Genomic DNA, 26785 nt, shown 5'->3' on the forward strand with positions numbered 1-26785 from the left:
TCTCCTTCACCGGTCCTGGGCGCCGTCCTGCCGGGCCTTGAGCCTGATGAGCAGCGAGGACATGCACAGGGCCACGAGGGACAGCACCGCCAGACCGACGAAGGCGCCGCCGAGGGTCGAGCTCGGGGTGAGGACCTCGGTGACGACGTCCCCCGCGTCGTTCTTGATCGAGGGCTCGATGAGCCCGCCGAAGACGATCGGGCCGAGCAGCGCCGGCACGTAGCCCAGGGTGATGGCGAAGGACATGGCGGCGGAGGACTGCTTGGCCGGTACGTTGAACTCGCCGATGGGAGCGTAGTAGACGCCGCGGATCATGAAGCAGCACCCCGAGGCCAGGAGCATGAGGACCATGAGCAGGCGCATGACGCCGGGGGCCACGAGATCCCCCGGGGCCTGCCCGGCGGGGAAGCTCGTGACGGAGGCGGGATGGGTGAAGAAGACGACGGCGATGGCCAGCAGCAGCACGACGAGCACCCCGGACATGAACCGCATGAAGTGCGGCGTCGACCGGAAGACCTTCTCGACGAGCAGCGAGGAGACGAGCGGGAGCATGCGCAGCCCGATGACGACGGTGGAGAACACCGCGGCCACGAGCGCGGAGGTGCCGTAACCGGCCTGGAGGAAGCGTGCGAAGTAGGTCCCCGCGGCGACGAAGGTGCCGTAGACGCAGAAGACGTTGATGCCGACGACCCACACGACCGGGAGACGGGCGACCTTGCCGATCCCCCTGATCGCCTCGAAGGTGGAGGTGTTGACGGTGTCGTCGTCGGCGACCCGGGCGTCCCTCGGGGCCGCCCAGAGGACCAGGATCGCGGTGGCCAGGACGATCGACGAGCCGGTCAGCATGATCGTCCGGGCGGAGGCGCCGGCGGCGATCAGCGCCGTCCACAGCAGCGACACGAGGAAGGCCAGCAGACCGCGTCCGAACTCGAAGAAGCCGAAGGCCGCGCCCTGGTGGTCCTCGGTCGTCGAGGTCCGCACGGCCTTGAAGTTGGCGGGTTTGAACAGCACCTCGCTGAACAGGAGCATGAGGAAGAAGCACACGAGCAGCACGGGGAGGCCCAGCTTCGGGGAGAGGACGGAGATGACCAGCGAGATGACGCCGACCCCGACGGTGGTGAGGACCATGATCGTGCGGACCCTGAACCGGTCGCCGATCCAGCCCAGGAGGATCGTCCCCAGGATGATGACCAGGCCCTGCATGGAGTAGAGCCGCCCCGCCTGTGCATCCGTCACCCCCATCGCCGCCGGGAAGTCCTTGGGCAGCGTGTTCCGGATGTCCCAGAAGGCGTAGAGCAGTTGAGCGTTGATCGTGATGAACAGCAGTTGAACGAACGTCCTCGGAGTGAATCCGAAGGATCTCAGCAGCTTCTTCATTGAAGGTCTCCTTGATCGCGTCGCGGACGCCCGCGCCGGCGGGTCGTCACGGACCCGTTGCACCGTGCGGCCTGCAGCCGGTGGCGGCGCCCACGAACGAAGCTACCAGGAATTCAATCGTTTGAACAGCTCGGTCGGGCAGATCGGTCGGGCAGACGCCCCGGACGCGAGGCACGGTCCGCGCCGTGCCGTCTCGTCGGTGGGGCGGCGCCGTCGGACGAGGGGCCCGGACGGAGGCGGACGGACGAGGACCGGGCACGCGGGACGCCGGGATCGCGGCGCCCCGGCGGTGCTCGACCGCACCGGGGAGGGGCCGGACTGCAACACGCGTGCAGCCCATTTGTCTGCACAATCCGCCCGCCCTACAGTGGCGTCCGTCACAGCGGATCGGGGCCGTCGTCCCGGATCCGGAGTACACCGTCGTGCGCGTCGCGACCGGTGTCGCGGTGCGCCCCAGAGAAAGAGGCACCATGACCGCGATCGACACCATCGCCACCGGCTCCGCCGCAGTTCGCCATGAGACCGCCCTCATCCCGGGCAGGACCATCGTCTTCATGACCGCCAGCGCCTTCATGGCCGCCAGCGTCCTCCTCATCGTCGTGGGCCTGGCCGTCGACATGCCCGCGATGATGCTCGTCGGCACCCTCACGCTCGTCGCCGACATCATGATCGGCATCCACAGCGGCATCAACGCGCTCGCCGCGGAGTGATCCGGTCGTCCCCGCCGATCCGGCGGGGACGGCGTCACGAAGGGCACGGACGCGGAAGGCGGGGCCGACGGGCCCGACGGGTCCGTGACCACGGGTCACCGCAGCCGTGGACGCGCGCGGGGCGGCCTCCTCCGCCGCGAGGGGCCGCCCTGGCAGAATGCGCCCCAGAGACCCGGCCGAGGATCGAGGACCAGCGATGCCCACCCCAGAACGCGCGCCGCACGCCACCCAGCAGGACGTCGCCGCGCGCGCCGGGGTCTCCCGGGGCCTCGTCTCCCTCGCACTCAAGGGCGAGGGCCGCATGTCCGACGAGACGCGTCGGCGCATCCTCGACACGGCCCGCGCCCTCGACTACCACCCGAACACCGCAGCGGCCGAACTCGCGACCCGACGCTCGCACCGCCTGGCCGTCGTCCTCCCCTATCTCGACAACCCCTTCTTCGACCGCCTGCTCCGACGGCTGCGCCATCACGCCGGCGCCGCCGGCCACACCCTGGTCGTCCTCGTCTCGGACCTGGAGGAGCGGCTCGAGCGGACGACGGTGGACGAGGTCCTCTCACTGCGACCCGCCGGGCTCATCCTGCCCGGCACCTCGATGAGTCCCGAGGCTCTGCTGGCCATGTCGGAGCGCATCCCGCTCTGCGTCCTGGACCGGGCGCTCGACGAGCCGTCGATCCCGACGGTCCGGCTCGACGAGGCCGATGCCGCATGGCAGATCGTCGCGCATCTCGCCGCCCAGGGCCTTCGCCGCCTGGTCTTCTTCTCCCCGCCGCGCAGCATGCACGAGTCGCTGCTCGACGAACGCCGCGCGGCGTGCCGCGAGGCCGCGACGGACGCCGGTCTCGACCTCACGGAGGTCGTCCGCGGCGACGACATGAACGAGACCCTGGCCGCGCTGCGCTCCGACTCGAAGGATCCGTTCGGGGCCGTCGTCTACAACGACATGCTCGGCATCGACCTGGTGGCCGCAGTGCTGGCCTCCCGCCTCAGGCCCGGCGCCGATGTCGCGATCGTCTCCTACGACAACACCTCGCTGGCCTCACGCCCCGAGGTCTCGCTCACGAGCGTCGACCAGTCCCCGGACCGGCTGGCCGAGGCCGCCGTCGCAGCGGTACTCGCCCCCGCCCCGGCGGCGCATGTGACGGTCCCCGCCACGCTCGTCGTCCGCGCCTCAAGCCTGCGGACGCCGCGGGGCTGAGCTCCCCCTCCGCGCGCCCCGGCCGGGGAAGAGGCCCGGAGGACCGGCGTCCCGGAGCGGGGACGACGACAGCGCACAAGCGCAGACACGAGATGAGTCAGCTCGCCCTCTTGCGCCGGGCACGAGGTGTTGCTACATTTTGTCATGTCATTGATTACGCGCGTTAGCACTCCTCATGGCGCATCGCCATTCAGCGACGCTGAGCGTGCCGGTGCGGCCACATGACGTCCGCACCCCACCGGCCACTGTCGACCGGGAAGGAGATCTCTGTGAACAGCAAGAAGCAGATCGGCATCGGCATCGTCTCCCTGGGCTGGATGGGTCGTCTGCACGCCCGCAGTTACCGCTCGGTCTCGGAGCGCTTCCCCGAGCTGGGCGCCGAGGCCCGTCTCGTCGCCGCGGCCGACCCCGTCGTCGAGGCGCAGCGGGCCGCCGTCGAGGACCTCGGCTTCGACCGGGCCTGCTCCGACTACCACGAGCTCCTCGCCGATCCCCTGGTGGAGGCCGTCTCCATCTGCTCACCGAATCATCTTCACCAGGAGATCGCGCTGGCCGCCGTCGAGGCCGGCAAGCCCTTCTGGATCGAGAAGCCGATGGGCGTGGACTCCGGCCAGTCGAGGGCCATCGCCCGGGCGGCGGCCGGGGCCGGTCTCGTCACCGCCGTCGGTTTCAACTACCGGCACGTCCCGGCCATCGAGTACATGCGGACGCTCGTCCGCTCCGGGGAGCTCGGCCGGATCACCAACGTGCGCGTCTGGTTCATCGCCGACTACAACGCCTCTCCCCGAGTCCCGCTCACCTGGCGCGCCTCCCGCGAGAAGGCCGGCGCCGGAGTCGTCCCCGATCTCATGAGTCATGGAGCCGACCTCGCCCAGTACATCGTGGGACGCATCGCCCAGGTCACCGCCATCACCGGCACCTTCATCACGGAACGTCCCATCCCCACGAAGACGGGCATCGGGCACTCCGGTTTCGAGATCGGCGACGAGACCGGCCCGGTCGAGAACGAGGACTACGTCGGCATGCTCGTCCGTTTCGAAAACGGCGTCCTCGGCACGATGGAGTCCTCCCGCGTGAGCGTCGGGCCGCGCGCCGAGTACGTCGTCGAGGTCTACGGGACGAACGGCTCGGCACGATGGAACTTCGAACGCCTCAACGAGCTCGAGGTCTGCACGACGGTCGACGGCGGCCCCACGCACGGCTACACCCGCGCCATGGCCAACCCGGCCTGGGGGGAGTGGAGCCGCTACCAGCCCGCCATCGGCACCTCCATGGGATTCGACGACATGAAGTCCATCGAGGCGGCCCAGTTCCTCCGGTCGGTGCTCACCGGGCAGCAGTTCGCTCCCTCCGCGGCCGACGCCTGGTGCGCCGCCGAGGTCGATGAGGCCATCGTGGCCTCCGCGGCCGATGGCACCTGGCACGACGTCGCCCCCGTTGAGGGCCCGACGACCTTCGACGCCTGAGAACCCCACCGCTTCCCGGTCGCGGAACCGCGACCGGGAAAGCACCCCCGCAGGAGCCTGCACCGCCGGGCCCCGGATGAACGGAGAACCATGAGCGAAGGAGCTCAGGAGACCGCGCTGAAGAACATCACCGCGGACCAGATGGAACAAGCCGTTGCGGCCACCCCGGCCTCGGGCGGGCATCGGGGCATCATCGCCATCGCCGCTGTGGCCACCCTCGGCTCGCTGCTCTTCGGCTACGACACCGGTGTCATCTCCGGCGCCCTGCCCTTCATGTACATGCCCCATGCCGCCCAGGGCTTCCAGCTCACCAGTCTCGAGGAGGGCGCGATCGGCGGTACTCTCCTCATCGGCGCCGCCTTCGGCGCCCTCCTCGGCGGCCGGCTGTCCGACCGCTACGGCAGGAGGCACAACATCACGGTGCTCGCCATCGTCTTCCTGGTCGGCGCCCTGGGCACGACTCTCGCCCCGAACATCTGGGTCATGTACCCGTTCCGAGTCGTCCTCGGCCTGGCCGTGGGCGGCGCCAGCGCCACCGTGCCCGTCTACCTCGCCGAGACCGCGCCCAAACGCATCCGCGGCTCGATCGTGGCCATCGACCAGCTCATGATCGTCACGGGGCAGCTGCTCGCCTTCACGATGAACGCCATCATCAGCAACATCCAGGGCGGCCCCCGGATCACGATCGAGGCGGATCCCTCCGGCACCCTTGCCCCGGGCGAGTACGTCTACGACACGATCCAGGCCCTCCAGTCCTCGCAGGGCGGCACGATGAGCGCCGAGCAGTACCACGCCTTCCTCGACCAGCTCGTCATCTCGGGCGGCAACGGCGAGACCTGGCGATACATGCTCGTCCTGTGCTCGATCCCGGCCGTCGCGCTGTGGATCGGCATCCGGTTCATGCCGGAGTCCTCTCGCTGGTACATCGCCAAGGAGCGCCTCCATGAGGCCATCGGCTCGCTCAAACGGGTCCGGGATCCGCACCGCGACGGCCCCCTCGAGGACGAGCTCATGGAGATGGCGGAGGCCCGCCAGCACGAGCTGGCCGAGGAGGCTCAGCGAAGAGGGCTGGGGTACGTCCTCGCCACGCCGTGGCTGCGCAAGCTGCTCCTCGTCGGAATCTTCCTGGCCATCATCAATCAGACCACTGGCGTCAACACGATCATGTACTACGCGCCCAAGGTGCTGGAGTACGCGGGCATGTCCACGTCGGCCTCCATCACCGCCCAGGTGGCGAACGGCGTCATGAGCGTCATCGGCTCGGCCGTCGGCATCTGGCTCATCCTCCGGTTCCGTCGCCGCCAGATCCTCATCGCCGACGTCACGGGCGTGGGCGTCTGCCTGCTCGGCATCGCCGCCACCTTCCAGCTGGCCATCGCCCCGCACATGGCGGCCGGCAGCGCGCCGCCCTCCTGGGCGGCCCTCCTCGTCCTCGGCCTGATGGCCCTGTTCATGCTCATCGTCCAGTCCTCGAACGGCACCGTCGTATGGACGATGCTGGGCGAGATCTTCCCCGCCAACGTCCGCGGCGTCATGAACGGCACGGCCGTCTTCTGCATGTGGATCGCCAACGCGATCATCACGTGGACCTTCCCCACGATGATGGAGGGCCTGGGCGGCGGGCTGACCTACGCGATCTACGGGGTGCTCAATCTCGTCATCGCCGTGGTCCTGCTCCGCATCATGCCCGAGACCTCCGGCCGCTCGCTCGAACGGATCGAGCACGACATGGAGGAGCGCTACTCCCGACGCGCAGGCATCGGACGACCGGGGCCCGGCCCCACTCCGCGCAGCCACGGAGCAGGACACCACAAGACTCGTTCACGACCTCGATGAACCGGGCTATGGCCAGGGGTTGCGCCCCCGCTGAGGCTCCTGTGAACAAGCCTTCACGAATCATGACACCACGAATGGAATGGAGACACACCATGGCTTTCCGACTCGATCCCGCAACGGCGATCAAGGACCCGCACGGCATCCACTGGGGCATGCACCCCATCGCCTGGCGCAACGACGACATCCCGGAGGTCGGTGCCTTCAACACCCTCGACGACATGCTGCTCGACCTGGCCGACGTCGGCTACGCCGGCACCGAGTGCGCGGGCTTCTTCCCCTCGAAGGAGGAGGTCAAGGAGCGCGCCGAGGCGCGCGGCATCCGGATCGTCGCCCAGTGGTTCTCCTCCTTCATCCTCCGTGACGGCGTCGACGCCGTCGCGAAGGCCTTCGAGGAGAACTGCGCGTACCTGGAGTACCTCGGCGCGACGCGCATCGTCGTCTCGGAACAGACCGGCTCGGTCCAGGGCGTCCGCGACGTCTGCATCTTCACCGACAAGCCGGTCCTCACCGAGGAGCAGTGGCACGTCCTGGCCGACGGTCTCGACCGACTCGGCGACATCGCCCACGCCCATGGCCTCGAGCTCGTCTACCACCATCACCTCGGAACGGTCGTCCAGACCGCCGAGGAGACCATCCGCCTCATGGAGCTGACGGACCCCGCCAGGGTCTCCCTGCTGTTCGACACCGGCCACGCCTACGTCGGGGCCGGGACGGTCGCGGACCTGCTGAGCGCCACCATCGACCGGGTCGGGCACGTCCACTTCAAGGACGTCCGCCCCGAGAAGCTGGCCGAGTCCCGCGCCGCCGAGCGCTCCTTCCTCGACTCCTTCCTGTCGGGCATGTTCACCGTCCCCGGCGACGGGTGCATCGACTTCACGGAGCCCTACCGGATGCTCGTCGACCACGGCTACGACCAGTGGATCCTCGTCGAGGCCGAGCAGGACCCGGCCGTCGCGAACCCCCACGAGTACGCGGTCAAGGCCCGCGCCTACCTCGAGAGCACGCTCTTCACGCTCTGACCGGCGGGGCCGGGGAGCGCGGGCGTCGTCTCCGGCCCTCGGGCCTCTCGAACGGGAGACGTCCGACCCTCGCAGGGCCCGCGTCGCCCTCGGACCGTGACGGGAACGGCGGTCGCCGCGGGGACGGGGCAGGCCGACCGCCGTCCCCGGTGCGTCGTCATCGGCAGGAGGACGACGGCGCCCCCGAGGGCCATGAGGGCGAGGAGCCGGCAGGCGGCGGTCCAGGGCCGGCCCGTCGGCGGGCGTCCCACGGACGGGCCGGGGCTCATCCCCTCGAGCGGGCCCGGGCGCCGTCGTCCGCCCTGGCGGCCCTGCGCTGAAGGGCGGCCCACTCGTCGCGCAGCCCGACCGTGCGATGGAACAGGCGCTTCGTGCGAGGATCGGCGGCGAAGTAGCCGAGCCGCTCGAACTGGACGACACGGCCCGGCTCCACGTCGGCGATCGCCGCCTCGCCCTTGGCTGAGTCGAGGAGCTCGCACGAGTCGGGGTTGAGGTCGTCGAGCGGCTCCCCGGTGGCCTCACCGGGGTTCACCGCGGTGAACAGACGGTCGTAGAGCGCCACCCGGACGTCGACGGCGTGGGGGGCGCTGACCCAGTGCATCGTCGACCTGACCCGGCGTCCATCGGGAGCATTCCCCCCGCGCGTGGCCGGGTCGTAGCTGGCGTGCACCTCGACGATCTCGCCGTCGGCGTCCTTCACGACGTCGGTGGCCGTGACGAGATAGGCGCCGCGCAGGCGCACCTCGCGCCCAGGCGCCAGACGGAAGAACTTGGGCGGGGGCACCTCGGCGAAGTCCTCGCGCTCGATGAGCAGTTCGCCGGTGAAGGCCACCTCGCGGGTGCCGTCGTCGGGGTTCTCCGGGTTGTTCGTCAGCCTGAAGTGTTCGACGACGGGCGCGCCGTCCTCGTCGGTGGGCCAGTCGTCGAGGACCAGGCGCAGGGGCCGTGTGACGACCATGCGGCGCTGGCTCGTCGTGTTGAGCTCGCGGCGCACGAAGGACTCGAGCTCCTCGATGGCGTGCCGGGAGTTCGTGCGCGTGGTGCCGACGTAGGTGCAGAAGTCGCGCACCGCCTTGGCCGGGTAGCCGCGCCGGCGCAGCCCGCGCAGCGTCGGCATGCGCGGATCGTCCCAGCCGTCGACGACGCCTCCGTTGACGAGCGCGGCGAGCCGGCGCTTGGAGGTGATCGTGTGGGTGAGCTCGAGGCGGGCGAACTCGATCTGACGCGGCTTGTCGGTCGGCAGCGGCAGGTGCTCGAGGAACCAGTCGTAGAGCGGGCGGTGGGCGTCGAACTCGAGGGTGCACAGCGAGTGGGTGACGCCCTCGATGGCGTCGGACTGGCCGTGCGCCCAGTCGTAGGTGGGGTAGATCGGCCACCGCGTGCCGGTCTGGTGGTGCTCGGCGTGGCGGATGCGGTACATCACCGGGTCGCGCAGGGCCATGTTGTCGGCGTCCATGTCGATCCTGGCGCGCAGCACACGGGAGCCGTCCGGGAACTCGCCGGCGCGCATGCGGGTGAACAGGTCGAGGTTCTCGGCGACCGTGCGGTTCCGGTAGGGGCTCTCGACGCCGGGGCGCCCGAAGCCGCCGCGCTGGGCCGAGATCGTCTCGTTGTCCTGGTCGTCGACGTAGGCGAGGCCCTGCTCGACGAGCAGGAGGGCCCACCGGTAGAGCTGCTCGAAGTGGCCGGAGGCGTGGAGGACGGCGCCGGGCTCGTAGCCGAGCCAGGCGATGTCGTCGAGGATCGACTGCACGAACTCGGGGTTCTCCGCCACCGGGTTGGTGTCGTCGAAACGAAGATTGCACACGCCCCCGAACCTCTCGGCCGTCCCGAAGTCGACGGTGATGGCCTTGGCGTGGCCGATGTGCAGGTAGCCGTTCGGCTCGGGCGGGAAACGCGTCCGGACGCGCCCTCCGTGGACGCCGTTCGCGAGGTCCTGCTCGACCGCGTCGCTGATGAAATCGCCGGCGCCGCCGGCCGCCTCCTCATTCGCCATGGCGGTCAAGTTAGCACGCGTCAGGACCCCCGCAGCCCGCAGTGACCACCGTCCCGCGACGGCGCCGTTCACTGCGGCGTCGACGCATGCCACTGCGGCGATGCGTTGAAGTGGTCCAGCCGCCAGCCGGTGCTCGTGAGGGCCAGCCCGGTGGAGCAGCAGTTGTCCATGGAGTCGAGCCGCCACACGGCGTCGACGCCCCAACCGACCATGGCCGCAGCGCCCATCCTGATGGCGGTGCCGTGCGAGAAGACGAGCACGACGCCCTCGGGCTCGGACTCGTGGATCCGCTCGAGGGTCCGGCTCACGCGCCGCTGGACGAGGGCCCCGGACTCCCCGCCGGGCCACTGGACGTCCCGGCCCGTGCGCCATCCGGCGAGCCGCGGGTCCATGGCCAGCACCTCCTCCCAGACGCGGCCCTCGGCGTCGCCGAAGTCCATCTCCGCGAGCCGACCGTCGGTGCGGATGTCCAGGCCTGTCAGGGCCGCGACCTCGGCCGCCGTGTCGTGGGCGCGGCTCAGCGGGGAGCTCCAGATCGCGACCGGCTCGAGCGAGGCGTAGTAGGGAGCGGCGGCCCGCGCCTGCCGTCGGCCGTTCGCGTTGAGGGGGATGTCCGTGGCCCCCTGCCAGCGCCGCTGGACGTTCCACTCGGTCTGACCGTGGCGCACCATGATCAGACGGGGCCTCACCGACATGCTCTCCCCTTCCCTTTCCCTCCGACCGGCCGCATCGGACCGGCCGCCCGTACCAGCCTATGGGCCCGGCAGGCCGCGCGGGCGGACGCCCGGACGCGCGGATGCCCCGCGGGCGGGCCGAGGCGGCGCCGCGGGCGGGCGTTGGCGTAAACTCCCCGCAGAACTTCTCTCAACGACGAAGGACAACCATGAATCGTCGCACCCTGCTCTCCGCCGCGGGCCTCGCCGCGCTGGCCGGCCCGCTGGCCGCCTGCTCCTCCGACTCGAGCAGCTCGGGTTCCTCGTCGTCGAGCTACTCGATCGGCATCATGCAGATCCTCACCCACTCCTCGCTGGACGCCGCGAGGGAGGGCTTCAAGGCCGCCTTCTCCGACGCCGGCATCACGTGCGACGTCGACGAGGAGAACGCCCAGGGCGACCAGACCACCGCGACGAACATCGCCACGAAGTTCGCCTCGCAGAACCTCGACCTGGTCCTGGCCATCGGCACCCCGGCGGCCCAGGCCGCCGCCCAAGCCGTCACCCAGATCCCCGTCCTGTTCACCGCCGTCACCGATCCGGTGAGCGCCCAGCTCGTCGCCTCAGCCGACGCCCCGGGCGGCAACGTCACCGGGACGAGCGACATGAACCCGGTCGCCGAGCAGATCGGGCTCATCAAGCAGATCAAGCCCGAGGCCGCCTCGGTCGGCTTCCTCTACTCCTCGGGCGAGGTCAACTCGCAGGTCCAGATCGACCTGGCCCGCGCGGCCGCCGAGGACCAGGGCCTGAGCGTCCAGGAGAAGACGATCACCAACACCGCGGAGCTCCAGCAGGCTGCCGAGACCCTCGACGTCGACTCCCTCTACGTGCCCACCGACAACAACGTCGTCTCGGGCCTCGCCACGGTCGTCGCGCTGTGCGAGGACCGCAGGATCCCGCTCATCGTCGCCGAGGGCGACTCGGTGCGCAACGGCGGCGTCATCACCTACGGCATCGACTACGTCAAGCTCGGCCGCCAGACCGGCGAGATGGCCATGCGGATCCTGCGCGACGGCGCGGACCCGGCCACCATGGCGGTCGAGACGCAGTCCGACCTGACCGTCTACGTCAACGAGTCGGCCGCGTCGGCCATGGGCGTCACGATCCCCGCGGACCTGCTCGACGGCGCGGAGAAGGTCGGCTGATCGGCTCATGCTCGGCGCCATCGAACTGGGCCTCCTCTACGGGCTCATGGCCCTCGGTGTCTACCTCACCTTCAGGATCCTCGACTTCGCGGATCTGACGGTCGACGGCAGCTTCACCACGGGCGCGGGCGCCTGCGCCCTCATCATCACCCACGGCGGAAGCCCCCTGCTGGGCACGCTCGCCGGGTTCGGCGGCGGTCTCGCCGCCGGCGCCGTCACGGGACTGCTCAACACCAAGGGCCGGATCCACCCGCTCCTGGCGGGCATCCTCACCCAGATCGCGCTCTACTCGATCAACCTGCGCATCATGGGCAGGGCGAACCTGCCGCTGCTGCGCGCGACGACGCTGTTCACCCCTCTGACGAACGGCAGGCTGATGGGCACCGGGGTCTCCATCGTCGTCCTCGCCGCGGTGCTGGCCGTGTTCGTCCTGCTCATGGACTGGTTCCTGTCGACGAACCTCGGATTCGCGATGCGCGCCACCGGCGACAACGAGTCGATGGCCCGGGCCAACGGCATCAACACCGACACGATGAAGATCGTGGGCCTGGCGCTGTCGAACGGCCTCGTGTCGGCCTCCGGCGCCCTCATCGCCCAGTACCAGGGCTACGCCGACATCTCGATGGGCATCGGCCTCATCGTCGCCGGCCTGGCCTCGGTGATCATCGGCACGGCGATCTTCGACTCCTCGCGGATCGCCGTCGCCACGGCGGCCGTCTGCTTCGGCTCGATCGCCTACCGCGTGATCATCCAGCTGGCCCTCATGGTGGGTCTTCAACCCAACGACATGAAGCTCGTCAGCGCGGTCATCGTCGTCCTGGCCCTGCTCATCCCGCGCTGGGGCGTGTTCGCCAACACCCGCGCCCGACGGCGCGCCCGCGGCCTGCCGGCAGAGCCCGACGTGACGGCGCCGATCGAGGACCGCGACCCCCTGTCCGGTCTGGTGAAGCCAGGAGCCTGAGATGCTTGACGTGGTGAACATTCACAAGGCCTTCCTCCCCGGGACGGCCAACGAGAAGGTCGCCCTGTCGGGGGTCACCCTGCACTTGGCCGCCGGCGACTTCTGCACCGTCATCGGCTCGAACGGCGCCGGCAAGTCCACCCTGCTGAACGTCGTCTCCGGGCGGTACCGGCCCGACGGCGGCACGGTGAGGATCGATGGCCGGCGCGTCGACCGCCTGCCCGACCACACAGTCGCCCGGTACGTGGCGCGCGTCTTCCAGGACCCGATGGCCGGCACCGCGGCGCACATGACGATCGAGGAGAACCTCTCGCTGGCCATGGGGCGCGGCACCACCCGCGGCCTGGGCCAGGGCGTCACCCGCGCCAAGCGCGAATTCCTCCGCACCCAGCTCAAGGTCCTCGAGCAGGGCCTCGAGGACCGCCTCACCACGAAGGTCGGCCTGCTCTCGGGCGGCCAGCGCCAGGCGCTGTCGCTCGTCATGGCCACCTTCGGCGATCCCAAGGTGCTGCTGCTCGACGAGCACACCGCCGCCCTCGACCCGCAGCGGGCCGAGCTCATCACGAACCTGACGCGCGAGCTGGTCGCCGAGAAGGGCCTCACGACGCTCATGGTCACGCACAACATGGAGCAGGCCCTGCGCCTGGGCAACCGACTCATCATGATGCACGAGGGGCGGATCATCTTCGAGCTGAGCGGCCAGGACAAGGCCGGCGCCGGCGTCGAGGACCTCATGGCCGAGTTCGACCGGATCAAGGGTGCTCAGCTGTCCGACCGCACCCTGCTCACCTGAAGCCCTGCTCCGCCCACCGACCGGACAGGATTGAGTCGGGTACGCTTAACTCTGAGGAATGAATGGCGCCCCGGCGGCGTTCCACCCACTGATGAGCACCGCGTGCACGAGCGCGCGACGCGAGTGCAGGAGGAGACCATGTTCGAGCCCACATCGCTGTTCCACTACGAGAATTCCGTCGACAAGCGCACGGTCCACGACCGGGTGCTGGTGATCACCCTGGGCAGCTACGGCGACGCGGGATCGGCCCAGGCCCAGCTCGACGAGCACCTGCTCAACACCCTCGCCCATCGCCGGCTCGGCTCCTTCGACGTCGACCAGATCACGGACTACCGGGAGCACCGCCCCACGATCGACCTGGACCTCGACCACTACGCCAACTACGCGGCGCCAGCGATGGAGCTGCACGAGCTCACCGACAAGTCCGGCGCGCCCTTCCTCCTGCTCACCGGCCCCGAGCCGTCGCTGCAGTGGGAGCGCGTCGCCGGCTCGATCGAGCGCATCGTCGACGAGCTCGACGTGCAGCTCGTGGTGACCGCCCAGGGCATCCCGATGCCGGTGCCCCACACCCGCCCGGTGACACTGACGAAGCTGTCGACGCGCCCCGAGTTGCTGCCCGGCAACCAGGGCATCGGATCGTTCCGGATGAGCGCGTCCTTCTCGGCGATGATGACCCAGCGCCTCGGCGAGAAGAGCCTCGACGTCATCAACCTGGCCGCCCACGTGCCGCAGTACCTCACGGACAACGAGTACCCCCAGGCCACGATCGCCCTCGTCCACGGACTGAACCTCAACGCCGGCCTCGACGTGCCGATGGGCGACCTCGAGCAGGCGGCCCGCCTGGTGCGCGGCCAGATCGACGCCCAGGTGAACGTCTCCGAGCAGCTGCAGCAGGTCATCTCCCAGCTCGAGGGCCAGTACGACCGCTTCATGGCGGGCCGTTCCCTGCCGGTCAACGGCGAGAACCTGCCCGACGCCGAGGAGATCGGTCGGGCGGTCGAGGACTTCCTCGCGAGCCTCGACGACGAGGGCGGGCAGGACGGCGATGCCGGGAACCCGCCCGACGACGAGGAACGGGGCGGGGGCCCGCAGGACTCCGGGCCCCATGACGGCCCCGAGCCCGATCACGGGCAGCAGTGACCCCGCGGCGCCGCGGGCCCGTCCGCGAAGCATGACCCCTCCTGCGTCGGACGAGCGCCGCTCACGGACGGCCCCGCGCACGAGGCGCCCCTCCGCGGCCCCGGCGTCCGACGCGCCCTCGCCCACGTCGACGACCCGGAACGACTGCGCCTCCGCCGCCGGGTGCTCACCGGCGGACCCGGGCCCCTCGACGCGCTCGACGGACGGGAGCCGACGCTGGTCGAGATGCTCGTCTTCACCGTCTGGCCCGACGGCGGCGGGTTCACCGGCCTTGACGAGGCGCTCGCGGCGCTCGCGGACGAGCCGGCCGCCCGCGAGGAGTTCCGCCAGGTGCTCGACGTCGCGGCCGGGCGCGTCCGGCACGTCGCGCGGCCCATCGCCGGACGCCTGCGCGACGGAGGCCCTGCGCGTCCACGCCCACCACACGCGCGAGGAGATCGTCGTCGGCATGCGCCACGACGGCTTCCGGCGGCGGCCCGACGCGATCCGCGAGGGCGTCCTCTTCAGCGAGCCCTCAACGCGGACGCGCTGCTCATCACCCTGCGCAAGAACGAGAAGGGCCACTCCCCGACGACCATGTACCGCGACGTGGCGATCTCCGAGACGCTCTTCCACGGGAGACGCAGTCGACGACCTCGGAGGACTCGCCGACCGCCCGCCGGCACCCGGGGCTGGACGGCTCGGGCGCCGAGACAGTGCTGTTCGTCCGCGAGGACCGGGCCAGCGAGTTCGGGGCCGGCGCTCCCTATCCGTGCCTGGGCACGGCCGACCCGGCCACGAGGGCGGCCGCCCCGTCGGCATCGACTGGCGGCTGCGCGAACCCATGCCGGCCGAGGCCTGGACGACGGCGTCGGTCGCGCGCCCCTGAGGTCCGGGCGGGCGCTCAGCCCCGGAGGGCGCCGGGCCGCTGGGACGGGACCGGCCACGCGTGCCGCATCGGACCGGGATCGGCCGGCTCGCGGTAGTACTCGGTGCCGAACATGATGGCGAAGACCTCGGAGGACAACGACAGGAAGACGCCGACGTCGCTCGCCTGGCTGGCGTGGGCCTCCAGGGCGCGGTGCTTGGTGGCGATGACGCGCTCAGGAAGATCGACCGCCCAGCGGATCTGCGACTGGGGGGAGCCGATCGGCCTCCCGTCGTCGCCCACGGCGGCAGGGTCCCAGAAGCCCTCGTCCTCGATGCCCATGGCCCTCGCCCTCGCGTAGCGCTCGGCGATGGCGTTCTGGTTCATCGTCTCCTCGAGCACGCGCAGCCCGGGGCCGAGCAGATCCGCCGCAGCGGCGCCGACTCGGTGCACCATCAGATGGTCGGGATGGCCGTAGTTGCCGTGCGGGTCGTAGTGGACGAGCACATCGGCGTCCTCCTCGCGCAGGACCCCGACCAGCCTCTCGGCGACCGACCCGGGGTCCGCATTGCAGAAGGCCCTCGGGTCACGGTTGGAGTCCCAGCCGGTCATCCCGGAGTCGGCGAAACCCAGCCGGACGATCCGGTCGATGCCGATGACCTCGGCGGCGTGCTCGTGCTCGGCCCGACGGTGGGCCGCCAGCCCGGCGGGGTCGAGGCCGTCGGGCACGACGCCGAGGGCCCCGTCGGTCGCGAGGACCTCGATGACACGGTCGCCGCGCTCGTGCGCCATGGCCATGGTCCCGGAGGTCTGGCTGGCCTCGTCGTCCGGATGCGCGTGGAGGAAGACCCGGTTCGTCACCCGGCCATCCTTCCACCGTCCCCGGACCGGCCATGCCCCTCACGCCCTGGGCTGAACGGCGCACGGACCCGCCCGGAACGACCCCGTAGACTGGCCTGGTGAGCGACGCGACGAGCACTGGCGGGGACATCGGGCGCACTCCCCCGCCCGGAACGCCCGACTTCGCGGCACCCGAGTCCCCGTGGCCGCCGCTGGACACGCGGGGGCCGGGCCTGCAGGCCTCCGGGCACGCTGCCGGCGGCGCCCCGGCGGGCCCCGGCCCGGTGCCGGGCTGGCCGCCTCAGGACCCGCCGACGCAGGACGCACGGCCCGGCGCAGGCGCGCAGGGATCCCCGTGGGGCCCGCCTCGTCCGCAGGAGCACCAAGCGGCACCCGGTCTGCCGGGCCCTGCGGGCCCGGCGCCGCGGCCCCCGCGTCCGGCGGCCGCGTCCGACGGGTACGTCGCCCCGGACAGGGACGCCGACACCGGCAGGCCCGTCGTCACGTACACGATGATGGCGATCTGCGGGGCCCTGTGGCTGCTCACGACGGTCGCCCCTCGCCTGACGGGCGTCCTCGAGCTCGTTCCCGATCTGGCCCTCCACCAGCCGTGGCGCCTGCTCACCGGCGGTTTCCTGTACCTGGGCGGCAGCCTCCTCGACATCAGCCTCGGCCTGCTCACGATCTGGATCGTCGGTCAGGCCATCGAGCCCGCCATGGGGCGCAGGGACTTCCTCCTGCTGTACCTGCTGAGTCTGCTCGGCGGCTCGGCCGCCGCCGTGCTGTGGAGCCGGGCCAGCCACGGATCCCTGCTCGTCAGCGGGGCGTCCGCAGCGATCTGGGGCATGTTCGGCGTCCTGGTGACCCTCCGCCCGAAGGGCTGGTCGAAGGAGTCGACGAGCGGCCTCTGGGTGCTCGTCGGGCTGAACGTCCTCTACGTCATCCTCATCCCGACGATCGCCTGGCAGGTCAAGCTCGGCGGCTTCCTCATCGGCCTGGCCGCCGGCGTGCTCGTGAGGACGCGCGGCCGGGCGGGCCGGAGCACGCGCGCCCTGTGGCTGCTGCTCGTCCCGATCGTCCTGGCCCTGGGCGTCGCAGCACTGCCGTGAGGCCCCGCCTCGTTCGGACGGGCCGCCCTCATTCGAACAGCTCGGTGCCCCCGCCGCCGCGGCGCACGATGAGCGGCTCGTCGCCGGTCAGGTCGATGACAGTGGTCGGCAGGCGCCCTGCGTCGCCGGAGTCGAGGACGGCGTCGACATCGTTGTCGAGGGCCTCCTTGATCTGCCAGCCGTCGGCCAAGGGCTCGTCCTGCCCGGGCAGGACGAGTGTCGACGAGACGATCGGCTCGTCGAGGGCGTTGATGAGCGCCAGCGCCGTCACGTGGTCGGGCACGCGCGCCCCCACCGTGCGGTGGCTCGGGTGCAGCATGGAGCGCGGCACGTCACGGCTGGCGCGCAGGATGAACGTGTAGGGCCCCGGGGTCGCCGCCTTGACGGCCCGGAACTGCCGGTTGCCCATCTCGACGTACCTGCCGAGCTGGGCGAAATCGCTCACGACGACCGACAGGTGGTGCCTCTCGTCGAGCTCGCGGATGCGCCGGATGCGCTCGATGCCGGCCCGGTTGCCGTACGCCGCGCCGAGTGCGAACCCCGAGTCCGTCGGGTAGGCGATGACGGCCCCGTCGCGGAGCAGCTCGGCCGTCTGGTTGATCGAGCGCTGCTGCGGGTTCTCCGGGTGCACGGGATAGTAACGAGCCATGGAACCAGACTAGAACGGTGCACGGGCCCGCCTCACCCCTGCCGCAGGTCCGCCTCGGCCCGCCCGGTGACGGTGAACCGGTCGATGCCGATGAGGCCGAGGAAGACCGTGTCGCTCGTGGCCGTGGTGCTCACCCGCACCCGGCGGTCGGGGCCGATGGACACCTCGACGTCGGCGGCGCCGTACCCGCGCGCCGTGTCGGTGGCTTCGGCGATCGCCCGGGCGTCGCCGGAGGATCCCTGCAGCCGCGACGTCGCCGCCTCGTCGGTGGCGGCGCGGGCGCCGGCCGCCGCGGCGACCTGGGCCCGACGCTGGGCGGACAGGCGCGCGGCGCCGTCGACCGCCAGGCCCGCCACGAGGATGAACGCGGGCATGACCGCAGCGAGCAGGGTGCTGACGCTCATGCCGCGCTCGTCGCGGACCGACCGGCGGGGCGCGGCGGGGAGGCGACCCGGAAGGGGTTCTCGCTTCATCGCATGCTCCAAAGGGTGGGGGCTGGGCCCAGTGTGGCACGGGAAGCCCCGGCCGGGACAGGGCTGTGGACATCGCCCGGTGAGCGGGCCCCTCATCGCCGTCCCGGTGGCCTAGTCTTGAGGTGTTGGCCCGCACCAGGGCGGGCCCGGCTCATGGAAAGGCTCCCACATGGTGAAGAAGGTCGCCCTGCTCACTGCCGGCGGTTTCGCTCCGTGCCTGTCGTCGGCCATCGCCGGTCTGGTGCGTCGCTACACAGAGGTCTCCCCCGAGACCACGATCATCGGCTACCGCTACGGCTACGAGGGCCTGCTCAAGGGTGACTCGATCGAGTTCCCCCCCGAGGTCCGCGCCCATTACGACCGCCTCTTCGCCTTCGGCGGCTCGCCGATCGGCAACTCGCGCGTCAAACTCACGAACGCCGCCGACCTGGTCAGGCGCGGCCTGGTGCCCGAGGGGGCCGACCCGCTGAAGATCGCCGCCGACCAGCTGATCGCCGACGGCGTCGACGTCCTGCACACCATCGGCGGCGACGACACCAACACCACCGCCGCCGACCTGGCCGCCTTCCTGGCCACCAACGACTACCCGCTCACCGTCGTCGGGCTGCCCAAGACCATCGACAACGACATCGTCCCCGTGCGCCAGTCCCTCGGCGCCTGGACCGCCGCGGAGCAGGGCGCCCGCTTCGCCGCGAACATCATCGGCGAGCACAACGCCGCACCCCGCGAGCTCATCATCCACGAGGTCATGGGCCGCAACTGCGGCTACCTCACGGCCGAGACCGCCCGCCGCTACCGCGCCTGGCTCGACGAGCAGGAGTGGCTGCCCGAGGCCGGCCTGAAACGGGAGGCCTGGGAGGTCCACGCCGTGTACGTGCCGGAGGCTCAGATCGACCTCGACGCCGAGGCCGAGCGCCTGTCGAGGGTCATGGACGAGGTCGGCAACGTGACCATCTTCCTGTCCGAGGGCGCCGGCGTCAACGACATCGTCGCCCGGCTGCAGGCCGCCGGTCAGGAGGTCCCGCTGGACGCCTTCGGGCACGTCCAGCTCGACAAGGTGAATCCCGGCGAGTGGTTCGCCAAGCAGTTCGCCCCGCGCATCCGCGCCGCCAAGACCATGGTCCAGAAGTCGGGCTACTTCAGCCGCTCGGCCAAGTCGAACAACGAGGACCTCGAGCTCATCGCCGCCACCTGCGACATGGCGGTCGACGCGGCGCTCGCCGGGAACTCCGGCGTCGTCGGCCAGGACGAGGAGGCTGGCGACGAGCTGTCGGTCATCGCCTTCCCGCGCATCGCAGGCCACAAGCCGTTCGACGTCGACCAGGACTGGTACCGCCGGATGCTCTCCGAGATCGGCCAGCCGGCCCCGGTCAGGGCCGAGTGACCCGCTGATCCCCGGCGGGGCGCCCCGAACGGGGCGCCCCGCTTGATGTCCCCGTCCCGATCACCGAGGTCCCTTCATGAGCAGCCCCGTCGAGCAGCGCCCCGACTGGCGCGCCTCCTGCGCGCCCGGCTGGGCCCGCGCGCTGCTCCGGACGATGGGGACGCCCGTGCCGTGGGCGAGCGCCGGGTCGTCGTCCACGGCGACGAGGGCCAACCCCGACACCGAGAGCCTGCGCCCGCGCGTGGACGACGACTGGCACTCCTCGGCGCACATGGAGTGGGCGGCGCTGGTGCTGCTGCGCGAGGCCCCGGCCGCGCTCGGCCCCGAGCTGGTCGGGGCGCTGACCGGGCAGCTCCGACGGCGCTGGCGGGGCGGCGCGATCCCGGCCGAGGCCGACCAGCTGCGCGCGCGGCCCGACGCGGGGCGCCCCCTCGGCTGGGCGTGGACGGCGATGCTGGCCGCCGAGGCCCGCCGCAACGGGACCGCCGTCGACAACGGATGGGACGGCCAGCTCGGCGAGCTGGCCGAGGCGGTGTCGGCCAATCTGCTCCGCGCGCTGGCGTGCACGGACGCTCCGGTGCGGCTCGGCACGGGCCGGAACACCGCGTTCTGCGCGGGGCTGCTGCTCGACGCCTTCGACGCCCTCGGGCAGGACGGCCCGGCAGGCGTGCTGCGGGACAGGGCCCGCACGTGGTTCTGCGGTCCGCAGCGCTCGTCGTCCGCCGTCGACCCGTGCGCGAACGACATCTGCTCCCCCGCCCTGTCCCAGGCCGACCTGGTCCGCCGCGTCCTGCCGGCAGGCGCCTTCGACCAGTGGCTCGCCGGCTTCCTGCCGCGGCTCGGATCGCCGCGGGACGCGACCCTCGGGGTGCCTGTCCGCCATGACGGGGCCGGCGGCTGCCGCGTGCTGACGGCCCTGGCGCTCACCCGCGCGCTGCACCTGCGTCATCTCGCCCCGCACCTGCCGCGGGCCCGCGCGGAGCTGGCGCTCAGGGCGTCGGGACGGCTCGTCGACGAGGTGGCGCCGCTCGTCGACGCGGCGCCGGTGACGAGCGCGCACCTGCTCGTGCCGCTGGCGGTGCTGGCGGCAGCGGACTGAGGGGCCGGCTCGCCGCCCCGATCCCGATCGCCGCGACGACGCGCCATGCCGGCTCGCACGGAACGACCGGCCACCGACGGGCCGGGGACGCATCGTCCCGCATGCCGACCCATACATCTGCACCGCCCCGTCCGTGCCCCGGGGAGGAGCCGACGGCGCACGCCCGGAGGGTCCCCGCTCCACGGCCCCTCCGCCCGGGAACGCGCCGCGGCACCGACCAGGTTCTGCACAGGATCCCGATCTCCGTACCGGATTCCCCGCACGATTCACTTAACATATATGTTCATGACTTATATGATGAGTTGACCGCGACACGCAACCGCGAAGGAGCGCATCCGTGACGCACGACACCATCACCCGTCTCTGCCTGTCCCATGTCGTCCTCCCGCTCGCAACGGAGATCTCCGACGCCAAGGTCTTCACCGGCCGGCAGAAGCCGATGACCGAGGTCAACTTCCTCTTCTGCGAGCTCTGGACCGCCGATGGCCTCTACGGCGTCGGTTTCGCCTACTCGAAGCGAGCCGGTGGCCCTGCGCAGTTCGCGCATGCCAGGGAGATCGCCGACAACCTCATCGGCGAGGACCCCAACGACATCGACCGGCTGCGCGTCATGCTGCTGTGGGCCGGCGCGTCGGTCGGCCGGTCCGGCGTCGCCGTCCAGGCGATCGCCGCCATCGACGTCGCCCTGTGGGATCTCAAGGCGAAACGCGCAGGGCTGCCGCTGGCCAAACTCATCGGCGCGCACCGGGACTCCATCCGCTGCTACAACACGTCCGGCGGTTTCCTCAACGCCCCGCTCGAGACCGTCCTCGAGAACGCCGCCCGATCGGTCGAGGCCGGCATCGGGGGCATCAAGATCAAGGTCGGGCACCCGGACCCCCGCGTCGACCTCGAACGGCTGACCGCCGTGCGCGGGCACCTCGGGGACGGTTTCCCGCTCATGGTGGACGCCAACCAGCAGTGGGACCGCCCCACCGCGCTGCGCATGTGCACGGCATTCGAGCAGTTCGACCTCGTGTGGATCGAGGAGCCCTTGGACGCCTACGACCACGAGGGGCACGCGGACCTGGCCCGCCGGGTCATCACGCCCATCGCCACCGGTGAGATGCTGACCTCGGTCGCCGAGCACGCCTCGCTCATCGAGCACCGGTCCTGCGACGTCATCCAGCCCGACGCCCCGCGCATCGGGGGCATCTCGGAGTTCCTCAGGCTGTCGGCCCTGGCCTCCACTGCCGGCCTCATGCTGGCCCCGCATTTCTCGATGGAGATCCACTCGCATCTGGCAGCGACCTATCCCCTCGAGCCCTGGGTCGAGCACTTCGACTGGCTCGATCCGCTCTTCAACGAGCACATGCGGATCGAGGACGGCCGCATGATCGTCTCGGAGCGCCCCGGACTGGGTGTGACGTTGTCGGACCGGTTGCGCGCCTGGACGGTCGACAGCCTCGAGCTCGGCACCCGGTGACGGCGTCCCGGGGCCGCCGGACGAGGGCGCACGCTCCGGCGACCCCGGCCCCGGTAGCCTGCGCATGACACGCGACCACCGGGAGACCCCTATGGCAGCACTGTCCCGCACCGATCCGCGCGGCCTCGGGCACGCTCTGGCGGACCACCTGAAGCAGCGCATCGCCGAGGGCGATCTCGGCGCCGGGGAACGCGTTCCGTCGGAGACCGAGCTGTGCCGGGACTTCGCCGTGTCCCGGACGGTCGTCAGGGAGGCGGTCGCCCAGCTGCGGGCCGAGGGACTGGTGGAGACCTTTCAAGGTCGCGGCACCTACGTCACCGCCGTTGTCTCGCCGGGCGGTCAGCAGGGATCGGGCACGCCGCCCCTCACCGGCACGCCCCGCCACGTCATGGAGCTGCGTCTCGCCCTCGAGTGCGAGGCCGCCGCGCTCGCGGCCAGGAGGAGCACCGAGGTCGACCGGGGGGTCATCGACCGAGCGATGGCGGATCTGCGCGATGCCCTCGCCCGCCGGGAACCGGCCATCGCGCAGGACTTCGCGGTCCACGCGGCGGTGGCCCGCGCCTCGGGCAACCCGCTCGTCAACGACATCCTGCGGGGGCTCGGTCCGCACGCCGTTCTCCGCCATCGGGCGGGTCTGGCCGACCCCACGGTGCTGGCACCGGGGCATGCCGACCTCCTCGTGCACGAGCACCAGCAGATCTGCGATGCGATCGCCAGGCGGGACCCCGAGGCGTCGAGGGCCGCGATGCGCACTCATCTCTCCCGCTCCCTCGCGGCCCTCGACGCCGAGACGGAGGGGCCCGCGGGAACGGGACGGCCCGGGATTCTTAGGGGTTGCCCGTCCGCCGGCCCGCCAGGATGAGGCGGACGGCCCGCTCGGCCGCGTCCGCGAGGGCCTGTCGCCCGTTGCGCAGGGAGTCCTCGAGGGTCGTGATGGTGGCGACGATCGGGACGAGTCCGACGAAGCCGTGGTCGTACAGCTCCTCGACGCCCTCACCGAGCCTGCCGGCGAAGGCGACGACGGGCACGCCGGCCGGCCGGGCCACGCGGGCGATGCCCGAGAGGGTCTTTCCCATGAGCGTCTGACGGTCCATGGCGCCCTCGCCGGTGAAGACGAAATCGGCGCCCTCGATGGTCCGGGCGAGCTCGACGGCCTCGACGACCAGATCGGCCCCGGACTGGAGCCTGCCGCCGAGGAAGGCGCGGAAGGCATAGCCCAGACCGCCAGCGGCACCGGCCCCCTCCTCGGCCGCGACGGAGTCCAGGTGTCCGCACACCGCGGCGAGGCGCCGCAGGGCGGCATCGAGGAATTCGACGTCCTCGGGTGACGCGCCCTTCTGCGGGCCGTAGACGGCGGAGGCGCCGCGGTCGCCGAGCAGGGGGTTGTCGACGTCGCAGGCGATCCTGAAGACCGCATCCCGGGCCCGCGGGTCGAGACCCGTGGTGTCCACCGCGGCGAGCCGGACGAGGGAGGCCGGGCTCCCGTCCAGCTCGGCGCCCTCGTCATCGGTGAACCGCACGCCGAGGGCGCGCAGCATTCCCGCGCCGCCGTCGTTCGTGGCCGATCCGCCGATGCCGATGAGGAACTCGCGCGCGCCCCGATCGAGTGCGGCGAGGATCATCTGCCCGACGCCGGCCGTGGTCGCCTCACGGATGCGGCGGCGCTCGGCGAGGATCATGCCCAGCCCGATCGCCTGCGCGCACTCCATGACGGCCACGCCGTCGGCCAGCGCGAACCGTGCGGACGCCGGGCCGCCGTAGGCGTCGGTGACGGGCGCCTCGACCATCCCGAGGTCGAGCGCATCGGCGAGGGACTCGGTGAAGCCCTCGCCGCCGTCGGCCATGGGGACCTGGGGGCAGTCGGCGTCGGGGAGCACCCGGTGCACGCCCTCGGCGAGTGCCGCAGCGGCCTCGGCCGCGCTCATGGACTCCTTGAAGCTGTCGGGTGCGCAGACGATCTTCATGTCGGTTCCTCCTTCGCATCGGCGGCGTGCCCGCCGGCCCGGTGGAACGGCGGTGGTCCGCGAATCAGTCCTGCGACCCGCCCGGCCTCAGCTCGATGTTGGCGAGCTTCTCGTACACCTTGACGAGCGAGGAGTGATCCTCTGCGGCGGAGCCGTCGCCGTCCAGCACACTCATCATCTCGCGGACCAGGGAGGTCAGCGGAAGGGGCGCGTCGACCCCGTGGCCGGTGTCCAGCGCATTCGCCAGGTCCTTGATGTGAAGGTTGATGCGGAACCCCGGGGCGAAGTCGCGGGCCAGCATCATCGGGACCTTCGCGTCCATGACCGTCGACCCGGCCAGGCCGCCGCGGATGGCCCGGTAGACGGCCTCCGGGTCGACCCCGGCCTTCTGGGCGAGGGTGAAGGCCTCGGCGCACGCGGCGATGTTGACCGCGACGATGGTCTGGTTCGCGAGCTTGGCGATGTTGCCGGCCCCGATGGCGCCGACATGGGTGACGTCTCCGGCCATCGCGTCGAGGACCGGCGCGACCCGGTCGAACACGTCCTTGTCGCCACCGACCATGACCGACATCGTCCCGTCGATCGCCTTGGGCTCCCCGCCGGAGACCGGGGCGTCGAGCATGGCGATGCCGGCCGCGGCGAGGGCGTCGTGCACCTCACGAGACACGAGCGGGGCGATCGACGACATGTCGACATGGACGAGCCCCTCGTGGGTGCCCTCGATGATGCCGCCCGGGCCCAGTGCGACCTCCTTCACCTGCGGCGAGTTCGGGAGCATCGTAATGACCAGTTCGGCGGCCTCGGCGGCCTGGGCGGCCTTCTCGACGGCGGTCGCCCCGAGCGACACGAGATCGTCGACGGCGTCCTGGTGATGATCGTTCACGTAGAGCTCGTGGCCAGCCCTCACGAGGTTCTTGGCCATGGGGCGGCCCATGATGCCCAGTCCGATGAAACCGATCTTCATGAGTTCTTCTCCTTCAGCTGTCTCGTTGATCATCCGTGAACGGTCCCGAAGAGCCTCGTTCACGGCTCATCCTGTCGATCGTCTCATCTGACGAGGGCCGGCTTCTTCGGGTCGAAGGTCCAGCCGGGGATGAGGTACTGCATGCCGATCGCGTCGTCACGGGCCCCGGAGCCGGCGATCCTCTCCCGGTACGACTCGTGGGCGGCCAGGATCCGGTCCATGTCCGGCTCGACGCCCAGACCCGGCCGATCGGGTATCGTCACCTGTCCGTCGACGATGACCGGCGGCTCCTTCGTCAGCCGTTCCAGTCCCTCCTGCCAGATCCAGTGCGTGTCGAGCGCGTTGTACTCCCCCGGGGCCGCCGCACCGCAGTGGACGACCATCGCCAGGGAGATGTCGAAGTGGTTGTTCGAGTGGCAGCCCCAGGTCAGCCCCATGTCGTGGCACAGCTGCGCCACCCGCACCGAGCCCTGCATCGTCCAGAAGTGCGGGTCGGCCAGCGGGATCGACACCGCCTGGAGGGCCATCGAGTGGGTCATCTGGCGCCAGTCCGTGTCGACCATGTTCGTGGCGGTGGGCAGTCCGGTCGCCCTGCGGAACTCGGCGAGGATCTCGCGGCCGGAGAAGCCGCCCTCGGCGCCGCAGGGGTCCTCGGCGTAGGCGAGCACGCCGACCTTGTCCCGGCACAGTGCGATCGCCTCGCCGAGCGACCACGCGCCGTTGGGGTCGAGGGTGATGCGCGCCTGCGGGAACCGCTCCTTGAGCGCGAGCACCGCCCTCATCTCCTCCTCGCCGGCCAGCACGCCGCCCTTGAGCTTGAAGTCGCGGAAGCCGTACAGCTCGTGGGCGGCCTCGGCCTGCCGGACGATGGCCTCGGGGGTCAGCGCCTCCTCGTGTCGGATGCGGTACCACTCGACCGGGGAGTCCTTCTCGCGGGCGTACTCCAGGTCGGTCCTGTCCGGGTCGGCGACGTAGAAGAGGTAGCCGAGGGTCCTGACCCGGTCACGGACCTGGCCGTCGCCCAGGAGGGCGGCGACGGGCACGCCGACGAACTGGCCGAAGAGGTCGAGCAGGGCCGCCTCGATCGCCGTCACGGCGTGCACCGTGGTGCGCAGGTCGAAGGTCTGCAGGCCCCGCCCCCCGGCGTCGCGGTCGGCGAAGGCCGCCCTGATCTGCGCGAGGATGTTCTTGTACTGGCCGAGCGGCCTGCCCAGCACGATCGGTTCAGCGTCCTCGATGGTCCGCGTGATCCTCTCACCGCCCGGCACCTCGCCGACCCCCACGTTTCCGGAGGAGTCCTCGATGATGACGACGTTCCGGGTGAAATAGGGGCCGTGCGCGCCGGAGAGGTTGAGTTCCATGCAGTCGCGTCCGGCGACGGGGAAGACGTCGATTCTGGCTACCGCGGGAACGGTCATCGGATCTCCTTGCTCTGGTGGTGTACGGGTTGGGAGCAGTCGTGGTCTCCGGCCGTCCCGGGACGGCGGACACGGCTGCCATCGTGCGGCCCTTCCGGATTCCGCCCGCGCCGGCCGACGGTGCTCTCATCTGACGAGGGCCGGCTTCTTCGGGTCGAAGGTCCAGCCGGGGATGAGGTACTGCATGCCGATCGCGTCGTCACGGGCCCCGGAGCCGGC

General features: G+C 71.1%; 22 protein-coding genes and 1 pseudogene. 14 read left to right on the forward strand and 9 right to left on the reverse strand.

Going from position 1 to position 26785, the window contains the following annotated elements; translation table 11 throughout:
- Positions 1-6: 6 nt before the first annotated feature.
- Entirely contained in the window at positions 7-1377 is a 1371-nt protein-coding gene (locus tag K336_RS0112520; protein ID WP_028707214.1) for an MFS transporter, read from the reverse strand.
- Positions 1378-1847: 470 nt separating this feature from the next.
- On the opposite strand from K336_RS0112520, the gene K336_RS0112525 reads away from it, so the two are divergent.
- The 5 genes and pseudogenes from K336_RS0112525 (at position 1848) to iolE (ending at position 7606) form a co-directional block, all read left to right on the forward strand.
- Positions 1848-2087, forward strand: coding sequence for a hypothetical protein (locus K336_RS0112525; protein WP_028707215.1), 240 nt, complete (start codon positions 1848-1850; stop codon positions 2085-2087).
- A gap of 196 nt (positions 2088-2283) precedes the next feature.
- Positions 2284-3285 carry a LacI family DNA-binding transcriptional regulator gene (locus K336_RS0112530; protein WP_028707216.1) on the forward strand — a complete coding sequence of 334 codons (1002 nt, stop codon included), beginning with the start codon at positions 2284-2286 and terminating at the stop codon, positions 3283-3285.
- A 221-nt stretch (positions 3286-3506) separates the two neighbouring features.
- Positions 3507-4751, forward strand: a complete 1245-nt coding sequence (locus tag K336_RS0112535) for a Gfo/Idh/MocA family protein (RefSeq protein ID WP_051245795.1) — start codon at positions 3507-3509, stop codon at positions 4749-4751.
- 141 nt (positions 4752-4892) lie between these two features.
- A pseudogene (locus K336_RS16485) lies at positions 4893-6497 on the forward strand (MFS transporter); the annotation flags it as partial.
- 182 nt (positions 6498-6679) lie between these two features.
- A complete protein-coding gene (iolE, locus tag K336_RS0112545; protein ID WP_028707217.1) occupies positions 6680-7606 on the forward strand; it encodes a myo-inosose-2 dehydratase in 927 nt (308 codons plus the stop codon).
- A 265-nt stretch (positions 7607-7871) separates the two neighbouring features.
- Here iolE and K336_RS0112550 read toward each other — a convergent pair whose 3' ends face one another.
- Positions 7872-9602 carry a glutamine--tRNA ligase/YqeY domain fusion protein gene (locus tag K336_RS0112550; RefSeq protein WP_028707218.1) on the reverse strand — a complete coding sequence of 577 codons (1731 nt, stop codon included), beginning with the start codon at positions 9600-9602 and terminating at the stop codon, positions 7872-7874.
- Between the two features lie 68 nt (positions 9603-9670).
- Positions 9671-10297, reverse strand: coding sequence for a histidine phosphatase family protein (locus K336_RS0112555; RefSeq protein ID WP_021797683.1), 627 nt, complete (start codon positions 10295-10297; stop codon positions 9671-9673).
- A 188-nt stretch (positions 10298-10485) separates the two neighbouring features.
- Between K336_RS0112555 and K336_RS0112560 the strand changes: the two genes are divergently transcribed.
- The 4 genes from K336_RS0112560 to K336_RS0112575 all read left to right on the forward strand — a co-directional run bounded on the left by K336_RS0112560 (position 10486) and on the right by K336_RS0112575 (position 14354).
- Entirely contained in the window at positions 10486-11460 is a 975-nt protein-coding gene (locus K336_RS0112560) for an ABC transporter substrate-binding protein (protein ID WP_021797680.1), read from the forward strand.
- A gap of 7 nt (positions 11461-11467) precedes the next feature.
- Complete coding sequence (locus tag K336_RS0112565; RefSeq protein WP_021797678.1) at positions 11468-12421, forward strand: ABC transporter permease; 954 nt, start codon at positions 11468-11470, stop codon at positions 12419-12421.
- A 1-nt stretch (position 12422) separates the two neighbouring features.
- A complete protein-coding gene (locus tag K336_RS0112570) occupies positions 12423-13214 on the forward strand; it encodes an ABC transporter ATP-binding protein (protein ID WP_021797697.1) in 792 nt (263 codons plus the stop codon).
- A 138-nt stretch (positions 13215-13352) separates the two neighbouring features.
- Positions 13353-14354 carry a proteasome assembly chaperone family protein gene (locus K336_RS0112575; protein ID WP_021797682.1) on the forward strand — a complete coding sequence of 334 codons (1002 nt, stop codon included), beginning with the start codon at positions 13353-13355 and terminating at the stop codon, positions 14352-14354.
- An 883-nt stretch (positions 14355-15237) separates the two neighbouring features.
- Here K336_RS0112575 and K336_RS0112580 read toward each other — a convergent pair.
- Positions 15238-16062: a PIG-L family deacetylase gene (locus K336_RS0112580; RefSeq protein ID WP_028707220.1), complete on the reverse strand. Its 825-nt coding sequence runs from the start codon at positions 16060-16062 to the stop codon at positions 15238-15240.
- A 98-nt stretch (positions 16063-16160) separates the two neighbouring features.
- Between K336_RS0112580 and K336_RS18875 the strand changes: the two genes are divergently transcribed.
- On the forward strand, positions 16161-17150 hold the full coding sequence (locus tag K336_RS18875) for a rhomboid family intramembrane serine protease (RefSeq protein WP_155945131.1): 990 nt from the start codon (positions 16161-16163) through the stop codon (positions 17148-17150).
- A 28-nt stretch (positions 17151-17178) separates the two neighbouring features.
- On the opposite strand, the gene K336_RS0112590 is transcribed toward K336_RS18875, so the two are convergent.
- Positions 17179-17799: an L-threonylcarbamoyladenylate synthase gene (locus tag K336_RS0112590; protein ID WP_021797721.1), complete on the reverse strand. Its 621-nt coding sequence runs from the start codon at positions 17797-17799 to the stop codon at positions 17179-17181.
- A gap of 32 nt (positions 17800-17831) precedes the next feature.
- A complete protein-coding gene (locus K336_RS16495) occupies positions 17832-18203 on the reverse strand; it encodes a hypothetical protein (protein WP_043151171.1) in 372 nt (123 codons plus the stop codon).
- 238 nt (positions 18204-18441) lie between these two features.
- Here K336_RS16495 and K336_RS0112600 point away from each other — a divergent pair, with 238 nt between their 5' ends.
- From K336_RS0112600 to K336_RS16505, 4 genes are all read left to right on the forward strand, one after another.
- On the forward strand, positions 18442-19656 hold the full coding sequence (locus K336_RS0112600; protein WP_021796415.1) for a pyrophosphate--fructose-6-phosphate 1-phosphotransferase: 1215 nt from the start codon (positions 18442-18444) through the stop codon (positions 19654-19656).
- A 76-nt stretch (positions 19657-19732) separates the two neighbouring features.
- Positions 19733-20755 (forward strand): DUF2891 family protein, encoded by a 1023-nt coding sequence (locus tag K336_RS17265; protein ID WP_051245800.1) that lies wholly within the window; start codon positions 19733-19735, stop codon positions 20753-20755.
- 337 nt (positions 20756-21092) lie between these two features.
- A complete protein-coding gene (locus K336_RS0112610; protein WP_028707221.1) occupies positions 21093-22220 on the forward strand; it encodes an L-talarate/galactarate dehydratase in 1128 nt (375 codons plus the stop codon).
- Positions 22221-22311: 91 nt separating this feature from the next.
- Positions 22312-23082 carry a FadR/GntR family transcriptional regulator gene (locus tag K336_RS16505; RefSeq protein WP_051245802.1) on the forward strand — a complete coding sequence of 257 codons (771 nt, stop codon included), beginning with the start codon at positions 22312-22314 and terminating at the stop codon, positions 23080-23082.
- On the opposite strand, the gene K336_RS0112620 is transcribed toward K336_RS16505, so the two are convergent.
- The 3 genes from K336_RS0112620 to K336_RS0112630 all read right to left on the reverse strand — a co-directional run bounded on the left by K336_RS0112620 (position 23048) and on the right by K336_RS0112630 (position 26566).
- Positions 23048-24184 (reverse strand): glycerate kinase, encoded by a 1137-nt coding sequence (locus K336_RS0112620; RefSeq protein WP_028707222.1) that lies wholly within the window; start codon positions 24182-24184, stop codon positions 23048-23050. The genes K336_RS16505 and K336_RS0112620 overlap by 35 nt on opposite strands.
- A 64-nt stretch (positions 24185-24248) precedes the next feature.
- Positions 24249-25211, reverse strand: a complete 963-nt coding sequence (gene garR, locus K336_RS0112625; RefSeq protein WP_021797223.1) for a 2-hydroxy-3-oxopropionate reductase — start codon at positions 25209-25211, stop codon at positions 24249-24251.
- A 20-nt stretch (positions 25212-25231) separates the two neighbouring features.
- Positions 25232-26566 carry an enolase C-terminal domain-like protein gene (locus K336_RS0112630; RefSeq protein WP_028707224.1) on the reverse strand — a complete coding sequence of 445 codons (1335 nt, stop codon included), beginning with the start codon at positions 26564-26566 and terminating at the stop codon, positions 25232-25234.
- Positions 26567-26785 lie beyond the last annotated feature (219 nt).

Source organism: Propionibacterium acidifaciens DSM 21887, from assembly GCF_000426605.1.
Classification (GTDB): domain Bacteria; phylum Actinomycetota; class Actinomycetes; order Propionibacteriales; family Propionibacteriaceae; genus Propionibacterium; species Propionibacterium acidifaciens.

Excerpts from the sequence above, each read along its gene's own strand:
- K336_RS0112550 (WP_028707218.1), bottom strand. The coding sequence starts at position 9,602 with ATGGCGAATGAGGAGGCGGCCGGCGGCGCCGGCGATTTCATCAGCGAC.
- K336_RS0112570 (WP_021797697.1), top strand. The coding sequence starts at position 12,423 with ATGCTTGACGTGGTGAACATTCACAAGGCCTTCCTCCCCGGGACGGCC.
- K336_RS16505 (WP_051245802.1), top strand. The coding sequence starts at position 22,312 with ATGGCAGCACTGTCCCGCACCGATCCGCGCGGCCTCGGGCACGCTCTG.
- K336_RS17265 (WP_051245800.1), top strand. The coding sequence starts at position 19,733 with ATGAGCAGCCCCGTCGAGCAGCGCCCCGACTGGCGCGCCTCCTGCGCG.
- iolE (WP_028707217.1), top strand. The coding sequence starts at position 6,680 with ATGGCTTTCCGACTCGATCCCGCAACGGCGATCAAGGACCCGCACGGC.
- K336_RS0112575 (WP_021797682.1), top strand. The coding sequence starts at position 13,353 with ATGTTCGAGCCCACATCGCTGTTCCACTACGAGAATTCCGTCGACAAG.
- K336_RS0112590 (WP_021797721.1), bottom strand. The coding sequence starts at position 17,799 with ATGGCTCGTTACTATCCCGTGCACCCGGAGAACCCGCAGCAGCGCTCG.
- K336_RS0112600 (WP_021796415.1), top strand. The coding sequence starts at position 18,442 with ATGGTGAAGAAGGTCGCCCTGCTCACTGCCGGCGGTTTCGCTCCGTGC.
- K336_RS0112530 (WP_028707216.1), top strand. The coding sequence starts at position 2,284 with ATGCCCACCCCAGAACGCGCGCCGCACGCCACCCAGCAGGACGTCGCC.
- K336_RS16495 (WP_043151171.1), bottom strand. The coding sequence starts at position 18,203 with ATGAGCGTCAGCACCCTGCTCGCTGCGGTCATGCCCGCGTTCATCCTC.
- K336_RS0112565 (WP_021797678.1), top strand. The coding sequence starts at position 11,468 with ATGCTCGGCGCCATCGAACTGGGCCTCCTCTACGGGCTCATGGCCCTC.
- K336_RS0112630 (WP_028707224.1), bottom strand. The coding sequence starts at position 26,566 with ATGACCGTTCCCGCGGTAGCCAGAATCGACGTCTTCCCCGTCGCCGGA.
- K336_RS0112535 (WP_051245795.1), top strand. The coding sequence starts at position 3,507 with ATGACGTCCGCACCCCACCGGCCACTGTCGACCGGGAAGGAGATCTCT.
- K336_RS0112525 (WP_028707215.1), top strand. The coding sequence starts at position 1,848 with ATGACCGCGATCGACACCATCGCCACCGGCTCCGCCGCAGTTCGCCAT.
- K336_RS0112555 (WP_021797683.1), bottom strand. The coding sequence starts at position 10,297 with ATGTCGGTGAGGCCCCGTCTGATCATGGTGCGCCACGGTCAGACCGAG.
- K336_RS0112520 (WP_028707214.1), bottom strand. The coding sequence starts at position 1,377 with ATGAAGAAGCTGCTGAGATCCTTCGGATTCACTCCGAGGACGTTCGTT.
- K336_RS0112560 (WP_021797680.1), top strand. The coding sequence starts at position 10,486 with ATGAATCGTCGCACCCTGCTCTCCGCCGCGGGCCTCGCCGCGCTGGCC.
- K336_RS0112620 (WP_028707222.1), bottom strand. The coding sequence starts at position 24,184 with ATGAAGATCGTCTGCGCACCCGACAGCTTCAAGGAGTCCATGAGCGCG.